The 16,407-nt window shown below is 59.1% G+C and carries 15 protein-coding genes; all 15 read right to left on the reverse strand.

The genetic code is table 11. From position 1 onward, the window contains the following. Nucleotides 1-88: 88 nt before the first annotated feature. The 15 genes from lnt to ACTJK5_RS11525 all read right to left on the reverse strand — a co-directional run bounded on the left by lnt (nucleotide 89) and on the right by ACTJK5_RS11525 (nucleotide 16,342). A complete protein-coding gene (lnt, locus tag ACTJK5_RS11455; protein ID WP_113259837.1) occupies nucleotides 89-1,681 on the reverse strand; it encodes an apolipoprotein N-acyltransferase in 1,593 nt (530 codons plus the stop codon). 289 nt (nucleotides 1,682-1,970) lie between these two features. Next, nucleotides 1,971-3,107 carry a hemolysin family protein gene (locus tag ACTJK5_RS11460; protein ID WP_440612465.1) on the reverse strand — a complete coding sequence of 379 codons (1,137 nt, stop codon included), beginning with the start codon at nucleotides 3,105-3,107 and terminating at the stop codon, nucleotides 1,971-1,973. A 17-nt stretch (nucleotides 3,108-3,124) separates the two neighbouring features. Beyond that, nucleotides 3,125-3,631, reverse strand: a complete 507-nt coding sequence (gene ybeY, locus ACTJK5_RS11465; RefSeq protein ID WP_062442992.1) for an rRNA maturation RNase YbeY — start codon at nucleotides 3,629-3,631, stop codon at nucleotides 3,125-3,127. Between the two features lie 10 nt (nucleotides 3,632-3,641). After that, nucleotides 3,642-4,700 carry a PhoH family protein gene (locus ACTJK5_RS11470; RefSeq protein ID WP_153312130.1) on the reverse strand — a complete coding sequence of 353 codons (1,059 nt, stop codon included), beginning with the start codon at nucleotides 4,698-4,700 and terminating at the stop codon, nucleotides 3,642-3,644. Nucleotides 4,701-4,747: 47 nt separating this feature from the next. Then, a complete protein-coding gene (gene miaB / locus ACTJK5_RS11475; protein ID WP_440612466.1) occupies nucleotides 4,748-6,145 on the reverse strand; it encodes a tRNA (N6-isopentenyl adenosine(37)-C2)-methylthiotransferase MiaB in 1,398 nt (465 codons plus the stop codon). A gap of 57 nt (nucleotides 6,146-6,202) precedes the next feature. Further along, the gene (locus tag ACTJK5_RS11480; RefSeq protein WP_440612467.1) at nucleotides 6,203-7,003 is read right to left on the reverse strand and encodes a lysophospholipid acyltransferase family protein; all 801 of its coding nucleotides are present in this window, start codon (nucleotides 7,001-7,003) and stop codon (nucleotides 6,203-6,205) included. A gap of 34 nt (nucleotides 7,004-7,037) precedes the next feature. Continuing rightward, nucleotides 7,038-7,466 (reverse strand): Fur family transcriptional regulator, encoded by a 429-nt coding sequence (locus tag ACTJK5_RS11485; protein ID WP_062443002.1) that lies wholly within the window; start codon nucleotides 7,464-7,466, stop codon nucleotides 7,038-7,040. Between the two features lie 68 nt (nucleotides 7,467-7,534). Beyond that, complete coding sequence (locus tag ACTJK5_RS11490) at nucleotides 7,535-8,029, reverse strand: GNAT family N-acetyltransferase (protein WP_440612468.1); 495 nt, start codon at nucleotides 8,027-8,029, stop codon at nucleotides 7,535-7,537. An 89-nt stretch (nucleotides 8,030-8,118) separates the two neighbouring features. Continuing rightward, nucleotides 8,119-8,787 carry a tRNA (adenosine(37)-N6)-threonylcarbamoyltransferase complex dimerization subunit type 1 TsaB gene (tsaB, locus tag ACTJK5_RS11495; RefSeq protein WP_440612469.1) on the reverse strand — a complete coding sequence of 223 codons (669 nt, stop codon included), beginning with the start codon at nucleotides 8,785-8,787 and terminating at the stop codon, nucleotides 8,119-8,121. Nucleotides 8,788-8,923: 136 nt separating this feature from the next. Next, nucleotides 8,924-9,487 (reverse strand): NifU family protein, encoded by a 564-nt coding sequence (locus tag ACTJK5_RS11500; RefSeq protein WP_440612470.1) that lies wholly within the window; start codon nucleotides 9,485-9,487, stop codon nucleotides 8,924-8,926. A gap of 200 nt (nucleotides 9,488-9,687) precedes the next feature. Continuing rightward, the gene (locus tag ACTJK5_RS11505) at nucleotides 9,688-10,179 is read right to left on the reverse strand and encodes a universal stress protein (protein WP_062427110.1); all 492 of its coding nucleotides are present in this window, start codon (nucleotides 10,177-10,179) and stop codon (nucleotides 9,688-9,690) included. Nucleotides 10,180-10,351: 172 nt separating this feature from the next. Beyond that, nucleotides 10,352-11,416: a tryptophan--tRNA ligase gene (trpS, locus tag ACTJK5_RS11510; protein WP_062427111.1), complete on the reverse strand. Its 1,065-nt coding sequence runs from the start codon at nucleotides 11,414-11,416 to the stop codon at nucleotides 10,352-10,354. 81 nt (nucleotides 11,417-11,497) lie between these two features. Beyond that, entirely contained in the window at nucleotides 11,498-11,917 is a 420-nt protein-coding gene (locus ACTJK5_RS11515) for a VOC family protein (protein WP_440612471.1), read from the reverse strand. Further along, on the reverse strand, nucleotides 11,914-13,506 hold the full coding sequence (gene murJ / locus ACTJK5_RS11520; protein WP_062443016.1) for a murein biosynthesis integral membrane protein MurJ: 1,593 nt from the start codon (nucleotides 13,504-13,506) through the stop codon (nucleotides 11,914-11,916). The genes ACTJK5_RS11515 and murJ overlap by 4 nt, the downstream gene beginning before the upstream one ends. 7 nt (nucleotides 13,507-13,513) lie before the next feature. Beyond that, a complete protein-coding gene (locus ACTJK5_RS11525; RefSeq protein ID WP_062427307.1) occupies nucleotides 13,514-16,342 on the reverse strand; it encodes a [protein-PII] uridylyltransferase in 2,829 nt (942 codons plus the stop codon). Between the last annotated feature and the right edge of the window lie 65 nt (nucleotides 16,343-16,407).

Consider the following 16,407-nt stretch of genomic DNA (forward strand, 5'->3'; position numbering starts at 1 on the left):
CGTAGAGGTCGGATCAGTGCAACAGTCCTTCATATCACTTGCGTTGTACAACCCTACAATCTCACTATGCAATTTCAGGGGTTTTCGGTCAATTCTTGCGGCTGACTAAACCATACCTAGAAAACAGCGCCACGATCAACATTGTTATAAACAACAACCAAAAGTTCGTTTTACGGGCATCGCTGCTCAGGACGTCGCCTGCCTTACTACTTAGAGTAGCGTCGATTATACCCTTTTGACCATAGTCAAGACCAGCCTCAATGCCACCTAACGGATCAATGATGGCGGAAATGCCAGTGTTGGCTGCTCGAATCACTGGCAAGCCAGTTTCCACAGCGCGCACACGCGCCTGCTGGAAGTGCTGATAGGGGCCGGGTGTGTCGCCGAACCAGCCATCATTGGTGACATTCAGGATCGCCTCCGACGAGGCGATATCGGCCGGCACTTCATCGGGGAAGATGATCTCATAGCAGATGAAGGAGTAGATCTTCTTGCCGGATGGAAGAATGATGGGTGTCCGGCTTGCCGCCGGTGAGAAACCGCCCGGCAGGCTGACGATATTCTCGATGTCGAAACGCCGCAGCACGTCTTCGAAAGGCACATACTCGCCGAAGGGCACGAGATGCACCTTGTCGGTCGCCCCAATAATCTGGCCCTGGCCATCCACGGCGTAGACGGAGTTGTAGTAGCGCGGCGGATGCCCAGCCCCCGCATCCTCCATGCGAACCGCCCCCGTCAGCAAGATCTGACCATCCTCCAGCGTCTTGGCGATTTCTTCCAGCGCATCCGGGTTCTGGGTTAGAATGAAGGGAACGGAAGTCTCCGGCCAGACGATGATATCGGGCCGTTTCTTGCCTGGCGTCGGCGGAAGGGCCGATAGGCGAAGATGCTCCTGGAATATCTCGGCACGATCGGCATTCAGCATCTTGCGCGACTGATCGATGCCGGGCTGCACGATGCGCACCGTGATTGCATCCGCCACTGGCTCCGGCAATGGCCGATGCTGACGATAAAACCCGTATCCCACATGGCCTGCCAGCAGCAGAACAGCAAGCGTCAGGCCCGGCACCATGCCACGGCGGGTTCCAAAAAGCGCGGGGCTGGAGCAAACGAAGACCGCCAGCATCGATATGCCGAAGATGCCGATCAGGTTGGAGCTCTGCATCATCAACGGAACCGGCATCATCCCATAACCGATGGCGTTCCAGGGAAATCCGGTGGCAACGAAGCTGCGCAACCATTCCACCACTCCAAAGGCTGCGGAGAGGGCTGCAAGCCTGCCCCAGCCATCCGACCAGAGGCTGTTGGCCAGCATCACGGCAAGACCGTAAAAAAGCGCGAGAAAAGCGGGCAGGCCCAGAATTGCAAGCGGCAGAGCCCAGGCAAACTCATCAGCCTCCAGCAGCAGCGCATTTCCGAGCCACCAGAGGCCCGCGACGAAATAGCCAAAGCCGAAAATCCAGCCGAGCAGAAACGCTCTGAAGGCGCGAGACACGACGCCACCATCGGGGCTTCCCGTGGTGCCATCGATCAACCAGACCAGGAGGGTGAAGGAAACGAAGAGGCTGGCGAAGAACCCGATCGGCGGCAGGGCGAGCGCACCGATAGCGCCGGCCAGAAATGCGATGAGAACGCGGCTGAAGCCACCGCTCAACATGATCGTGCCCGCGAGCCGCTCCATACAGTATCTATCTCCTTGAGGGCACCGTTCAGCAACGCAAAACCGGAACGCGGATACCAGAACCTGACTTGCCATCGAAACGCGCGCAGTCGGAGAGACCACCGATCGTGTTTCGGCTGCCGAACGCCGAATAGTTATGCGGCATGCCCTTCCGACTTACTGTAAAAAAAAACGAACGTCCACAGGACAGCGATGGCGTGTCTGTGCAATCCGCCAATTGCAGTGGCCTCATCTACCGGTTGTTGGAACAGAAGAAATCCCGGACCCTTTCGCCCGGGACTTAAGCCTATCAAACGGCAGCTTTGTCTGTGCTGTCGGATGGGGCGGGAAGCGCGATCATCTCACTGGTGACCACGGGTGCCGGCGCCTGGTCATCCTCGCCCGTGGAGGACTCGTCGCGAAGGATGCGGACGCGCTTGATGCGGCGATTGTCGGCATCCAGAATCTGGAATTCAAATCCTGGTACCGCACGGACCACCTCACCCTTTGACGGGATGCGGCCAAGCGCAAAGAAGACGAGACCACCCAGCGTATCGATCTCCTCGGCATGCTCTCGAACATCGAAATCCGGACCGATCGCCTGGGCAAGTTCCGCCAGTTCGATGCGCGCATCCGCGATCAGGACGTCGGACGACACGCGGACGAACATCGCCTCGTCCTTGTCATGCTCATCGTCGATGTCGCCAATGACCATCTCCACGATGTCCTCGTGGGACACAAGTCCGTCGGTGCCGCCATATTCGTCGATGATCACCGCAAGCTGGGTGCGCTGCGCCTGCATGGTCTTCAGGAGATCGGATGCGAGCATGGAGGGTGGCGCAAACAGGATCTTGCGGATGATTCCGGCTTCGGCCAGCGTCGTTTCGAGATCGACGCGGGCGAGATCGAAATTCGAGCGCGGTGTGCGCGGCGACTTCGCTTCGCCATCGGCTGGCGCACGCGTACCGCTTCTGCGCTTGTTGCGCGCCTGCTTGCCCACATAGGACAACAGGTCTCGTATATGGATCATCCCCTTCGGGTCGTCGAGCGTCTCGTCATAGACCGGCATGCGCGAGCGCCCGGTCGCCTCGAAGCGGATCATCGCTTCACCGATCGTCGTCTCCTGATCGAGCCCGTCAATATCGACGCGCGGGATCATGATGTCCTCGACCGTGACTTCTCTGAAGCGGAGAATATTGTTGAGCATCGCCCGCTCGTCGGGCGTGAAGGCGGCGCCGATATCCGTATCGGTCATCAGCGCGTCGGTCAGATCTTCACGAAGGCGCTCGCCCTGCGATGGCTTCAAGATCCGGGAAATTCTCGACCAGATGGTCGAGCGGGGCTTTGCTTGATAGTCCTGTCGTAACGGACTACTGCCCTCCTCCGATGAGGATTGTTCCCCGGCGTCCTTGCCCTCTTGGGGCGGTCTTGCAGAATGTTCGTTCATTGTCCCAAACAGTTCGATCAAAGCGGGTCCTGACCCGCATAGGGATCAGATAGGCCAAGAGTCGCCAAAATGCGAGTCTCAAGCCCCTCCATTTCTTCCGCCTCTTCGGTTTCCATATGGTCATAACCGAAAAGATGCAGACATCCATGCACCAGCAGATGGGTCAAATGATCCTCGAAACTCTTCTCGAGATCAAGAGCTTCGCGCATGACAGTTTCATGCGCAATGACAATATCGCCGAGCATGGGCCCCGGCATGCCGCCCGGCTCCAGCGGAAAGGCCGGAAAAGACAGGACATTCGTCGCTTTGTCCTTATTGCGCCATTCCGCATTTATTTCCTTGATGGCAGCGTCATCGGTGAAGACCAGCGACAGTTCCACCGGCATGGCGGGGAACGGCTGCTGCTCTTCGTCTTTCAGATAGGAAACAGTGGCCTCCAGCACTTTCGTGCTGAAGGCCAAAAGCTCTTCCTCCGAGGACCAGTCATCGGCCTCGACAGAGATTTGAATATCCAGAACCGTCATCGTCTCGGCTTCAGTAACCTTGTCTTGGAAGGCTCTCATCCGGCACAGCCGTGTGGGATTCGTAGGCCTTGACGATACGCGCCACCATCGGGTGACGCACGACGTCGACGTCCTTGAAGCGAACCACGGAAACGCCTTCAACGTCGCCCAGGATCTGCAAGGCCTCGACCAGACCGGATTTCACCCCACGCGGAAGGTCGACCTGGCTTGGGTCGCCCGTCACGATCATGCGGCCATTCTCGCCCAAGCGGGTCAGGAACATCTTCATCTGCATGGCAGTGGTGTTCTGCGCCTCGTCGAGAATGACGGCAGCGTTTGCAAGTGTGCGGCCACGCATGAAGGCGAGCGGCGCAATCTCGATAACGCCTGCCTGGATGGCACGCTCCACCTTGTCGCCGGGCATCATGTCGTAAAGCGCGTCATAGAGCGGACGAAGATAGGGATCGACCTTCTCTTTCATGTCGCCCGGAAGGAAGCCCAGACGCTCGCCCGCTTCCACGGCGGGACGCGAAAGAACGATGCGATCCACCGCACCGCGCTCCAGAAGCTGGGCGGCATGAGCGACGGCCAGATAGGTCTTGCCGGTACCCGCTGGCCCAACACCGAAGACGAGCTCCGACTGTTCCAGCGCCCGCATATAGACATCCTGTGTCGGTGTGCGGGCGGCAATGGTCTTCTTGCGGGTAGAAATCTGGGCCATCGACACCTTGGCTTTGCGCTCCATTGTCGGCAGGGTCAGTTGGTCGTCCGCCGCGACCGCCATGCGGATTGCGCCTTCGACGTCGGAAAGTTCGGCTGTGCCACCCTTCAGCAGGCGCTGATAGAGGAAATCCAGAGCGCGGCGGGCCTGGTTGGTCGCAACCATGTCGCCGGTGATAGCCACCGAATTGCCGCGTGGGCGGGCATCGATGTTGAGCTTCTGCTCCAGTAATTTCAGGTTTTGATCGAACTGACCGAATAGCTCTCCGGCTATTCTGTTATTCTCGAACGTGAGGACGAAGTGATTGGCGTCGGTCGCGGGTGAACGTGGCTGGCGCGATGATGGTGAGACCAATTCGTGTGCGTTCAAGCGGTCAGGCTCCTGTCCGAGGTCAGTTCCGGTTCCCAACTCTAACTCTATGCCACCTCGGCAAACAAGCTGTTTGGACCGGTCGCGGTGATTCGTACATGAATAATGTCACCGATTTTCATGTTCTTTGCATCAAGATTCACAGACTGCAGCCAGGGAGAACGACCGATCAGCTGTCCGGGCATGCGACCGGGCTTTTCCAGCAACACATCCATGGTCTTTCCAACGAGCGACTGGGCAAAATCGTTCTGCTGTTTCAACAGCAGCCCCTGCAATCTCTCCAGCCGTTCGGCCTTTACATCTTCCGGCACCTGATCGGTCAAATCCGCGCCAGGCGTCCCTGGACGCGTAGAATATTTGAACGAAAAGGCCTGTGCGTATTTCACCGCTTCCACGATTGCGAGCGTGTCTTCGAAGTCCTGATCCGTCTCGCCGGGGAAGCCGACAATAAAATCCCCGGACATGGCAATATCAGGGCGGGCGGTGCGGATTCGTTCGATCAGCCTCAAATATTCCTCGCCCGTATGGCGGCGGTTCATGGCTTTCAAAATGCGGTCGGAGCCGGCTTGGACCGGCAGATGCAGATAGGGCATCAGCGCGCGCAGCTCGCGATGCGCCTCGATCAGGCGATCATCCATGTCGCGCGGATGGCTTGTCGTATAGCGTAGACGGGCGAGCCCCGGAATTTCGGCCAGGCGATAGAGAAGCTCCGCGAGCCCCCATTCTTCGCCCTTCGGACCCGTCGAGCGCCAGGCATTGACATTCTGACCAAGCAGCGTGATCTCGCGCACGCCGGCATCGACGAGCTTCATCGCCTCGTCGAGGATCTGGCTGACGGGCCGGGAAACTTCGGATCCGCGCGTGTAGGGCACGACGCAAAAGGTGCAAAACTTGTCACAGCCTTCCTGAACAGTAAGAAAGGCCGTCACGCCACGCGAGCGCAGCTTTGCCTTTTCGGCTACCGGCAGATGCTCGAACTTGTCTTCGACCGCATAATCGGTCTCGATCACCCGCTCACCATCGCGAACGCGGGCCAGCGCCTGCGGCAAGCGATGATAGGTCTGCGGGCCGATGACGACATCGACGGCGGGCGCACGGCGCAGTATCTCTTCGCCTTCGGCCTGGGCCACACAACCGGCGACGCCAATGACGAATTCGCGGCCCTCTTCCTCGCGCAGCTTCTTCATGTCGCGCAGACGACCGAGCGCAGAATAGACCTTTTCCGCCGCCTTTTCACGGATGTGACAGGTATTGAGCAGAACGAGATCCGCCTCGCCCATATCCTCCGTCTGAACATAACCATCCTTTGCCAGAGCATCGCTCATGCGCAAGGAATCGTAGACATTCATCTGACAGCCATAGGTCTTGATGAAGACCTTGCGGCTGTTGGCTCCATGAGCCATAGCGGTCGGGGTGGCGTCGAGGCCAAGCGTGTCCTGGGTCATGGCGCGTATCTAATGATTTTCGGCCACCAGTTAAATAGAAAAATGCGGAAATAGAGGCTATCGAGACTTTCGCCAGCCTCCACGCAGGCTGAAATTCAACATGGTGCGAAGTGCAGTGGTCGCTTCGATGCTCAGCGCCTTGCGATTGTCACCCTTGCGGAAGGGGATCGCTTCCCCAAAGGTGACGTCAACCTCGATTGCGCCGGCCTTCACCAGACCCACCAATGACGGCAGCAAGCCGATGCTTCCAGGCCAGGCGGCAACCGGTCTATGGTAACGCCCCATCGCCATTCCCTGAATGCCGGTATAGGCGATCGCGACGGGCTGGACATGGACGAGCTGGCTCGGAACCTGATCGGCGGCACTTGAGGCTGCTCCGAACAGCGAGGACTTGATCGGTAGAAGCCGATTGCCATCCGAGGTCGTGCCCTCGGGGAAGAGCACGATGATCTCGCCGCCTGCAAGCCTATCGGCAATCTCGTTGACCTGCGCGCCTGTCGTGCGTTTCTGTTCACGGGTGACGAAGACGGTTTTCTGCAAACGCGCCAGCTTGCCGAAGATCGGCCAGTCGCGCACTTCAGTCTTGGCAATGAAGGCGACATCCGCAACACTGCCCAGCACCAATATGTCCTTCCAGGACACGTGATTGGCAATCAGCAGCAGAGGCCGTTCGGTCTCCAGCCCGCCGTGGACATGAACCCTGATACCGATCGATCGACAGGCTACCCGGTGCCACAGGCGCGGCACCCTGCGGCGGATCGGCAAATCGAGCCAGAGGCCGATGAGCTGCACGGGCAACAGCACAAGGGTAACGATGGAGAGAATGAAAACCGCATAGGCAATCCGAAGCCACGTCATCGCCGCACTTGCTCCGTGGCCATGGAAAATTGCCTCAACGCTCTTCTGGTTTCAGCGGAACGCCGTAAAGTTCAAGCCGATGATCGACGAGCCTGAAGCCGTGCTCGCGGGCAATCTTTTCCTGCAGCGCTTCGATCTCAGCGGAACGAAATTCGATGACGACACCAGTCTTCAGGTCGATCAGATGATCGTGGTGCTCTTCCGGTACGGTCTCATAGCGCGAGCGGCCATCGCGAAAATCATGGCGCTCGATAATGCCCGCGTCTTCAAACAGCTTAACGGTGCGATAGACGGTGGAGATCGAAATCTTTGGATCGACCGCGGATGAGCGACGATAGAGCTCCTCCACGTCTGGATGGTCTTCCGATTCCTGAAGAACGCGGGCGATGACACGCCGCTGGTCGGTCATGCGCATTCCGCGCTCCGCACATATTTCTTCAAGGGTTTTCGAAAGGTCTACCACGATAATCAGGCCTTCAGATGCTGCGTTGGTCCACCATATTGGTGGCAGAGTGTCTCACCGTCACGGAACTATCGAAGATCGCGGCGCATGACAAGCGCTGTGGATTTCGTCCCATCCTTGGCCGTGTAATAGGCCCTGCGCTCTGCGACCGTCTTGAAGCCAAGCTTGCGATAGAGATGCACCGCCGGACCGTTGGAACCGTCCACTTCCAGAAACATGGTTTCGGCACCGCGCATCAGCGCTTCGCGCATGGCAGCCTGCATGAGGCGCCAGCCAAGCCCGGCACCGGCAAATTTGTCGCTGACGGCAACGGTCAAAATTTCAGCTTCTCCACCCGCTTCGCGCGACAAGACGAAGCCGCCGAGCGGCTGGCTGAAGAAGGCGTTGGTTTGACGCGCGACGGCGCCGAAGACAGTATTCTGTGACAGAAGGCTCGAAAACTCGCCCTCACTCCACGCCTGGGTAAAGCGGGAGGTGTGAAGCTCAGAGACATCGGCGCAGTCAGCATGCGCCATCGGCACGATTTCGAAAAAGGGTTTCCAGCTCAGATAGTCGTCGAACATTGCAGGGAATCATCCACCTTGAATGCAAGAGGGCTACAGCATTGTCCGGCAAATCGGAATCAATTTCGACCGGGCGAAAGGGCGCGCTTTCAGGCGGGCGATAGGCGCTCCAGCGCAAATCCCGACTGCGGGCGGGCGTCCGGGCCACGCAGATAAAGTGGCGCGGGCTTTGGCTGATGCGCGGGTTTCGTCGCCGCGACACGTGCGACGGTATCGATAGGAAAATGATCCGGCCCCGAACCCGTCTCCTCACCAGCAAAGAGCGGCGCGGCGGAGCCTATGATCGCGCCGTCAAAGCCGACAAGCGATTGTCTGGCGTCGTCGAGAGACACCAGCGCGGCCTCGGTCAGAGGCGCGCCATCGGCTGCGAAAATCTGGAGATAGCATTCGCCACGCTTGGCATCGAGACCGACCGCGACGGGCTGGCCGGGCTGCTGCCGCTGGTGATGAGCGGCAAGCGTCTCAAGGGTCGTGATGCCGACAGCCTCCACATCGAGCGAAAGCGCGAAGCCGCGTGCGGCGGCCACACCCACGCGAATGCCGGTGAAAGAACCGGGGCCGATCGTGACGGCGAGACGCTCGACGGCATTGAGCGTCAGACCAGCCTTGGAAAGCGCACCATCGATAATGCCCATCAGCAATTCGGCATGACCCTTGCCAATGTTTTCCGTCACTTCGCCGAGGACAGTATCGTTTTCACTGTCATAGACACAGGCAGAGCAATCCACGCCGGATGTATCGATGGAGAGAATGATCATCTGAAAAGCTGAACCTTATGCCTGTCCAAAGCGCAAGCCACGAGCGAGACGAACGAGGCTCGTGGCAACGCCGCTTATGAGTAGAGGCGCAGTCACGCGCCTCGCCTCAGTATCGATCGATTGGCTCAGCCGTTTATCAAACAGCCTCGACCTCTTGCACTTCCGGCACGAAGTGGCGGAGCAGGTTCTGCACGCCATGCTTCAAAGTTGCCGTGGAAGATGGGCAGCCGGAGCATGCGCCCTTCATGTTGAGGAACACCGTGCCATCGCGAAAACCACGGAAGGTGATGTCGCCGCCATCCTGAGCCACTGCTGGACGGACGCGGGTTTCGAGAAGTTCCTTGATGGTCGCAACGATCGTCTCGTCACCCTCTTCGAAGAACTCTTCTTCCTCGTCGGAAATCTCGGCATGGACCGCCGTGCCCATCAGCGGGCGGCCGGACATGAAGTGCTCCATGATCGAACCGAGGATCGCGGGCTTCAGGTGCTGCCATTCGGCGCCGTCCTTGGTAACGGTGATGAAATCGAAGCCGTAATAGACGCCGGTGACGCCCGGAATTTCAAACAGCGTTGCTGCGAGCGGCGAAGATTGCGCCTGCTCAGCGCTTAGGAATTCCGCCGTGCCGCTTTCCAGAACCACCCTGCCCGGCAGGAACTTAAGGGTCGTCGGGTTTGGCGTGGATTCCGTTTGAATGAACATTTCGATCTCCTTCGAGGCAGCGCCCCGGTCAGGGCATGCTTGCCCCGTAATTTAGAATGCTTCCAAAATATGCCGGACGAAGAGCGACTTCAAGCCCTGACATGACAATCCCGTTCAAGAAATCTTCCGCCCTGTTCTACACCCGTTTTCGCCAAAGCCGAACAGGATTCTTCGTGGCGAAAGCGCTTGATGGACAGCGGTCAGCAGAGGGCGTCGATTTCCTCGTCCGTCAGCGTATCCGGCAAGACCGTGACGGGAATGGGGAAGGCAGCGCCGCGTCCTGCAATGGAGGAGACGAGCGGACCTGGGCCGTCCTTGGTAGAGCCTGCAGCCAATACAAGGATGGCGATGTCGCGATCTTCTTCGATCAGACCGTGGATCTGCTCGGCGGCATTGCCTTCGCGGATCACCGCCTCCGGCTCGATGCCGACGGTCTCACGCACGCGTTGTGCGACCTTCGCCAGCGAGGCCTCAGCCTCTTCGCGGGCTTCGGCCCGCATGATCTGCTCGACGCCCAGCCACTGCTGGAAATCCCCCTCTGGGATGACGAAGAGCAGAACGAGGGCGCCATTGGAGTTCTTGGCGCGGCGGCCGGCATAATGCACGGCTCTTTCGCATTCCGGTGTGCCGTCGATGACCACCAGAAATTTTCGCCGGTGTCCTTCCAGGCGCGACAGCCGTTTTGAAACCATTCAGCACTCCCTGTTTCCGCCGTGGCATGAAGCGCCGCCCGCCGGTTTGGGCGGAGCTTATCGTATCACAATGGAAAGCGGAATCGATTTTCCTAAAAGGCGAATGTGCAGATACGACGCCTCCGCACCCAGAAAAACGCCTCTCGCCGAAAGGCGGGAGGCGCAGACAAAATCACCGCAGGAAGCCGATGATGTCGCGGACTTCGTCCATCGTCTTTTGTGCGATGGCTCCAGCACGCTCGCCGCCATCCTTCAGGATCGCGTCGATATGGCTGACATCATCCAGAAGGCGGCGCATCTCGTTGTTGATCGGTGCAAGCACGTTGACCGCCAGATCAACAAGCGCCGGCTTGAAGGCGGAAAACTGCTGCCCACCGAATTCGGCAAGCACATCCGCCTTGGTCTTGTCGGACAGCGCCGCATAGATTCCGACGAGGTTTTCCGCCTCGGCACGACCTTTAAGGCCTTCGACTTCGCTCGGCAACGCGTCCGGGTCGGTCTTGGCCTTCTTGATTTTCTTGGAGATCGCGTCGACATCATCCATCAGGTTGATGCGCGACAGATCCGACGGATCGGATTTCGACATCTTCTTGGTGCCGTCCTTCAAGGACATGACACGCGGCGCCGGACCACCGATCAGCGGTTCGACCATCGGGAAATAGGCGTGAACGGGTTCGTCGCCGACGGTGATATCGAGGCCGAGCCCAGCCTTGCGGATATGATCGCCGAAATCGATGTTGAACTTCTGGGCGATGTCGCGTGCCAGTTCCAGATGCTGCTTCTGGTCGTCACCGACCGGAACATGGGTCGCGCGATACACCAGAATGTCTGCTGCCATCAGGCTCGGATAGGCCAGCAGTCCAAGCGAAACCTGCTCGGCATTCTTGCCGGACTTGTCCTTGAACTGGGTCATGCGCTCCATCCAGCCGATGCGCGCGACGCAGTTGAACACCCAGGCAAGCTCGGCATGCTGCGGCACGGCCGACTGGTTGAAGACGATATGCTTCACCGGATCGATGCCCGACGCAATGAAGGCGGCAGCAATCGAACGCGTCTGTGCTTTCAGGTCCGAATGGACCAACTGTGCGGTGATGGCGTGCATGTCGACGACGCAATAGATGCAGTCATTGTCTTCCTGCAATGCAACGAACTTGCGGATGGCGCCGAGATAGTTGCCAAGGTGGAGATTGCCGGTGGGCTGAACCCCGGAGAAAACCAGCGGCTTGAATGCGTTCATGATCGTCCTCGAAAAGGCTTGTGGAGGGCCTTGCCCCGCGCATTGATGTGGCCGCGCTTATGCACCCGGAACCCGTTGCAATCAAGGGGTTTCAGCGGCTGGCTGGAGCAGGTCCCATTTGTTGCCAAAGAGGTCTTCGAAAACGGCAACCGTGCCGTAAACCTCGCGACGCGGCTCCTCCAGAAAGCGAATCCCCTTGGCTTTCATGCGGTGAAAATCTGCATCGAAATCATCCGTATACAGGAAGAAACCAACCCGACCGCCGGTCTGGTTGCCAACCGCGGCAGCCTGCGCTTCTCCATCCGCCTGCGCCAGCAGAAGCCCGCTTGCCCCCTCACCTTTCGGTTTTACGACAAGCCAGCGCTTGCCGTCCGGCATCGGCTGGTCTGAAAGGCATTCGAAGCCAAGGCTGTCGCAATAGAACGCCTTGGCGCGATCGTAATCGTCCACCACCAGAGAGACGAGCGCAATGTGGCGCATGGAGGTGTAGCCGGAAGTCATGGCTCGATCTCGCTTTGGACATCCGTCTTGCGCTTGCGCTTCATGCCGCGCCTGACCATCCCAAGGTTTGCCCCACCGGAGGCGAAGGCAACGCCGAAATAGATGACCATGGCGCCGACGACCAGAGCAAGCAGTGTGCCTGCCCGGACCGCAAGGTTTGATGCCGATGACAGTTCGTAGGAAAAATACGACAGCGCGTAGTGAATGGCGAACGCCATGAGACCTGCCGCGATCAGCAGCCGCGGGATGCGCAGCAGAAGCGGCAGATCGAGCTTCCAGTGGCCGCGCCACATCAGCATACCAAAGAGCAAAGCAGCATTCACCCAACCGGCGGTGATTTCCGCCGTCGCAATCCCCGGACCGCCGTAAGAGGGGAAAAGGGTGAGCGCGAGCGAGACGTTCACCACCACGGAAATCGCCGCGAAGATCATCGGTGTGCGGGTATCCTCGCGGGCGAAGAAGCCGGGAATGAAGGCCTTGATCAGAACGAAGGCCGGCAGGCCGAGGCCATAGATGCCGAGGATTTCCGCAACAGTGACCGTTGCAGACGGCGAGAAGTTGCCGCGCTCATAGAGAAAGCGAACGATGGGCTCGGCCATGACCAGCAGCGCCGCAGCGGCCGGCAGCGTCAGGAAGAGTACGAACTCGACGGAGCGGTTCTGCAAATTGGCCGCCTCCACCGCATGGCCGCCGCGAAGCGCGCGCGCCAGTTCCGGCAGAAGAACGGTCGCCACCGCAATGCCGACGACACCGAGCGGCAACTGATAGATGCGGTCGGCATAGGCGAGCGAGGAGATCACGCCGTCTCCGCCAGACGCGATATTGGTGTTGATCAGCAAGTTGATCTGGGTGATGCCGCCGGTGATTGCGGCCGGCAGCGCTAGAACCAGCAAGCGCTTGACGTTACCCGTCAGTTTCGGGCGGCGAAAGCCGATCTTGATACCGGCATGACGCACGGCAACCCAGACGATGGCAAGCTGGACGAAACCTGCGGCCATGACACCCCAGGAGAGTGCATAGCCGACCTGCAGAGGATCGTAGTGCTTCCACCAGGCGAGCGCCAAGACGCCAATGAGGATGACATTGAGAAAGACCGGCGCGATGGCCGCAGCGAAATAGCGATGCAGCGAATTCAGCATCCCGCCCATCATGGCCGCCAGCGACATGCAGGCGAGATAGGGAAACATGATGGTGGCGAGGCGCACCGTGTTTTCGAATTTCGTCGGGTCATCGACAAAGCCCGGTGCAATCACCGTTCTGACGAGAAACGGCATGGACAGTTCCATGACGATCGTCAGCGCCATCAGCACCGTGAAGAGGACGCCGAAAACCTCCTCGGAGAAGCGGCGCGCGCCCTCCATGCCATTGGCCTCGATCTCCTTGGCGAAAAGCGGCACGAAGGCGGAGTTGAACGCGCCCTCGGCAAACAGGCGGCGGAAGGTGTTGGGAAAGCGAAAGGCCGCGTTGAAAGCATCCGCCACCGGTCCGGTACCCACGGCTGCCGCCATCAGCATTTCACGGATGAAGCCGAACAGGCGGCTTCCAAGCGTCGCGCCGCCGACGGTGGCGAATTTGCCGATCAAACTCATTTTTTGTTCAAGCCTTTGCGGTGCGCGCAGCAGGAAGGGCTGCTACATCCGGATGCGCGATGATGCCGGAGGGCATACGATCACGCAATTCATCTTCCTGCTCCGCCATAACGGCCTTCAACCGCATTGCGATATTGGATTGACGGTTTTCCGTCATCACCTTCTGGCCGAAGAGATCGGTGACATAGAAGGTATCGATGACCTTTTCGCCGAAGGTGGTGATCCGCGCGGAGGTGATATCCAGCGACAGATCGGCCAGCACCGCCGTCATGTCCGCCAGAAGGCCGGGACGGTCAAGGCATTCGACCTCGATGACGGTGAATTTGTTGGAAAGCCCGTTGGAAATCGTCACCGACGGCGGAATGTTGAAGGTCTTGCTCTTCTTGCGGCTCTTGGTCCGCGTCGCGATGATCTCGGGAAGCCGCTTCTTGCCAGCCAGAACCTCTTCGATCAGCTTGCCGATATTGGTGGCGCGCCTGGTCTCATCCTCATCAATCGGGAATTCGCGGTTGATCAGGATCGTATCGAGGGCGCGGCCGTCCGATGTCGTGAAGATCTGAGCATCGGCGATGTTGGCGCCGGCAGCTGAGCAGGCGCCGGTGATGATCGACAGCAGGCGCGGATGGTCTGGCGCCAAAACCGTGATCTCGGTGATGGCGTGAAAGGAATGGGTGCGGGCCATGGTTGCCAGCGCCTTTTCCTGCTTGTCCGCCTCACGCAGAAAGCGGGTGTGGCGGACCTGGTCTTCCAAGGCGACAGACAGAAGATAGGCATCATAATGCAGCTTGCTGTACTTGCGGCGCGCCTTCTGGCCCCAGTCATCCAGCGCATCGTAAAGGCGCTGACGGGCGATCTTGGCGCGCTCCTTGCGCGAGCTTTCCGAAAAGCCGCCGGAGAGAAGAAGCTCGGTTTCATAATAGAGCGTGCGCAGCAACTGCCCCTTCCAGCCGTTCCAGACGTCCGGGCCAACGGCGCGGATGTCGCAGACGGTGAGGATCAACAGCATCTTCAGCCGCTCCATCGACTGAACCTTGTCGGCAAAGTCGGTGATCGTCTTGCGGTCATGCAGATCGCGGGTCTGGGCCACCATCGACATCAGGAGATGCTGCTCGATCAGCCACATCACCGTCTCGGTCTGCTTGGTGGAGAGACGGAAGCGCTGGCAGAGCTTGCGGGCCACGCGTGCACCGGCAATGGAGTGATCCTCCTGCCTGCCCTTTGCCACATCGTGAAGGAGAACGGCGACATAGAGAGCGTCGCGGTCTTCGATGGCCGGCATCAACTGGTTGACCAACGGATGGGTATCGACCGCCTGCCCCTTGTCGATCTCGGCGAGGATTGCGACCGAGCGGATCAAGTGCTCATCGACCGTATAGTGATGATACATGTTGAACTGCATCATCGCGACGATCTTGCCGAATTCGGGGATGAATTTGCCGAGAACACCCGCCTCGTTCATGCGCCGTAGCGTGAGCGCCGGATCGCGCCTCGAGGTCAGGATGGCGAGGAACAGCCGGTTGGCTTCCTCATTCTCGCGAAGCTCATGATTGATGAGGCCGAGTGAGCGGGTCACGACGCGAAGGGCATCCGGGTGCAGTTCGAGATTGTTGATATCGGCCACATGGAAAAGCCGGATGAGGCTGACCGGATCGTTACGGAAGACATCGGCATTGGCGAGCGCAATGCGACCGCGGTCTTCGACGAATTCACTGGAGCCCGGGATCTTGCGAAGTCGATGGGCAAAGCGGCTGAGAACGCCGGAAAGCCCCGGCACATCCTTCGCCTGGCGGTCCTCAAGAGCGGCGCAGAGAATGCGCGTCAGGTCGCCCACATCCTTGGCCACGAGGAAATAGTGCTTCATGAAGCGCTCGACCGCCGAAAGGCCGGGGCGAGGCTGGTAATGAAGGGCGGCGGCAATCTCGCGCTGGATATCGAAGGAAAGCCGCTCCTCGGCCTTCCCGGTGATGAAGTGCATCTGGCAGCGCACCGCCCAGAGAAAGTCATCGGCCTTTTCGAAGAGCTTTAGTTCGCTTCTGGAAAGAACGCCGAGCTTCACCAGCTCTGCCGTGTCGCGCACGTGGTAATAATATTTGGCGATCCAGAAGAGCGTGTGGAGATCGCGCAGACCTCCCTTGCCTTCCTTCACATTGGGCTCGACCAGATAGCGGGTGTCGCCTGCTTTGCGGTGGCGCTGGTCGCGCTCGGCCAACTTGGCGGCGATGAATTCCGGGCCGCTATTGGTGACGACTTCGGTTTCGAATCGGCGCTCCAGCTCGTCGGCGAGCGACTTCTTCCCACATATCGGGCGCATTTCGAGAATGGCGGTGCGGATCGTCATATCCGCCTTGGACAGCTTGATGCATTCATCCACGGTGCGGGTGGCGTGGCCGACCTTGAAGCCGACATCCCAAAGAATGTAGAGAATGAACTCGATCGCCTTGTGCATGTCCGGCGTGTTCTTGAGCGGCAGCAGGAACAGAAGATCGATGTCCGATCCGGGTGCCAGCGTGCCGCGCCCATAGCCACCGACAGCGGTGATGGCTATGCCTGGCGCATCCTTCGGATAGACATATTGGCAGGCGAGATCGTAGAGCACCTCGATCAGACGATCCTGCAGCCAGGAAATACGCCGTGCGCAGTCAATGCCGCCGCCTTCGGAATCGAGAAGATCGCGCGCCATTTGCCGTCCGTCGCTGCTTGCCTTCTTGAAGATTGGCAAAAGGTCGGAGCGCACATCCGAAACGCGCTTTCCATCGCCTTGAAAGACGAGGTCGCATTGATGCTTCAGTGCTGCGACATCCAGTATCGCGGAGAAATCCAGGTCCTTAGAGGCCATTGAGCCGATATCCATTCCATGCGTCTTGCGCTGATGGCACAGCGCTATAGCGATTTTGAGGCCGA

Origin of the sequence: Agrobacterium sp. 22094, from assembly GCF_052046015.1 — a bacterium.
Lineage (GTDB): Bacteria > Pseudomonadota > Alphaproteobacteria > Rhizobiales > Rhizobiaceae > Agrobacterium > Agrobacterium cavarae.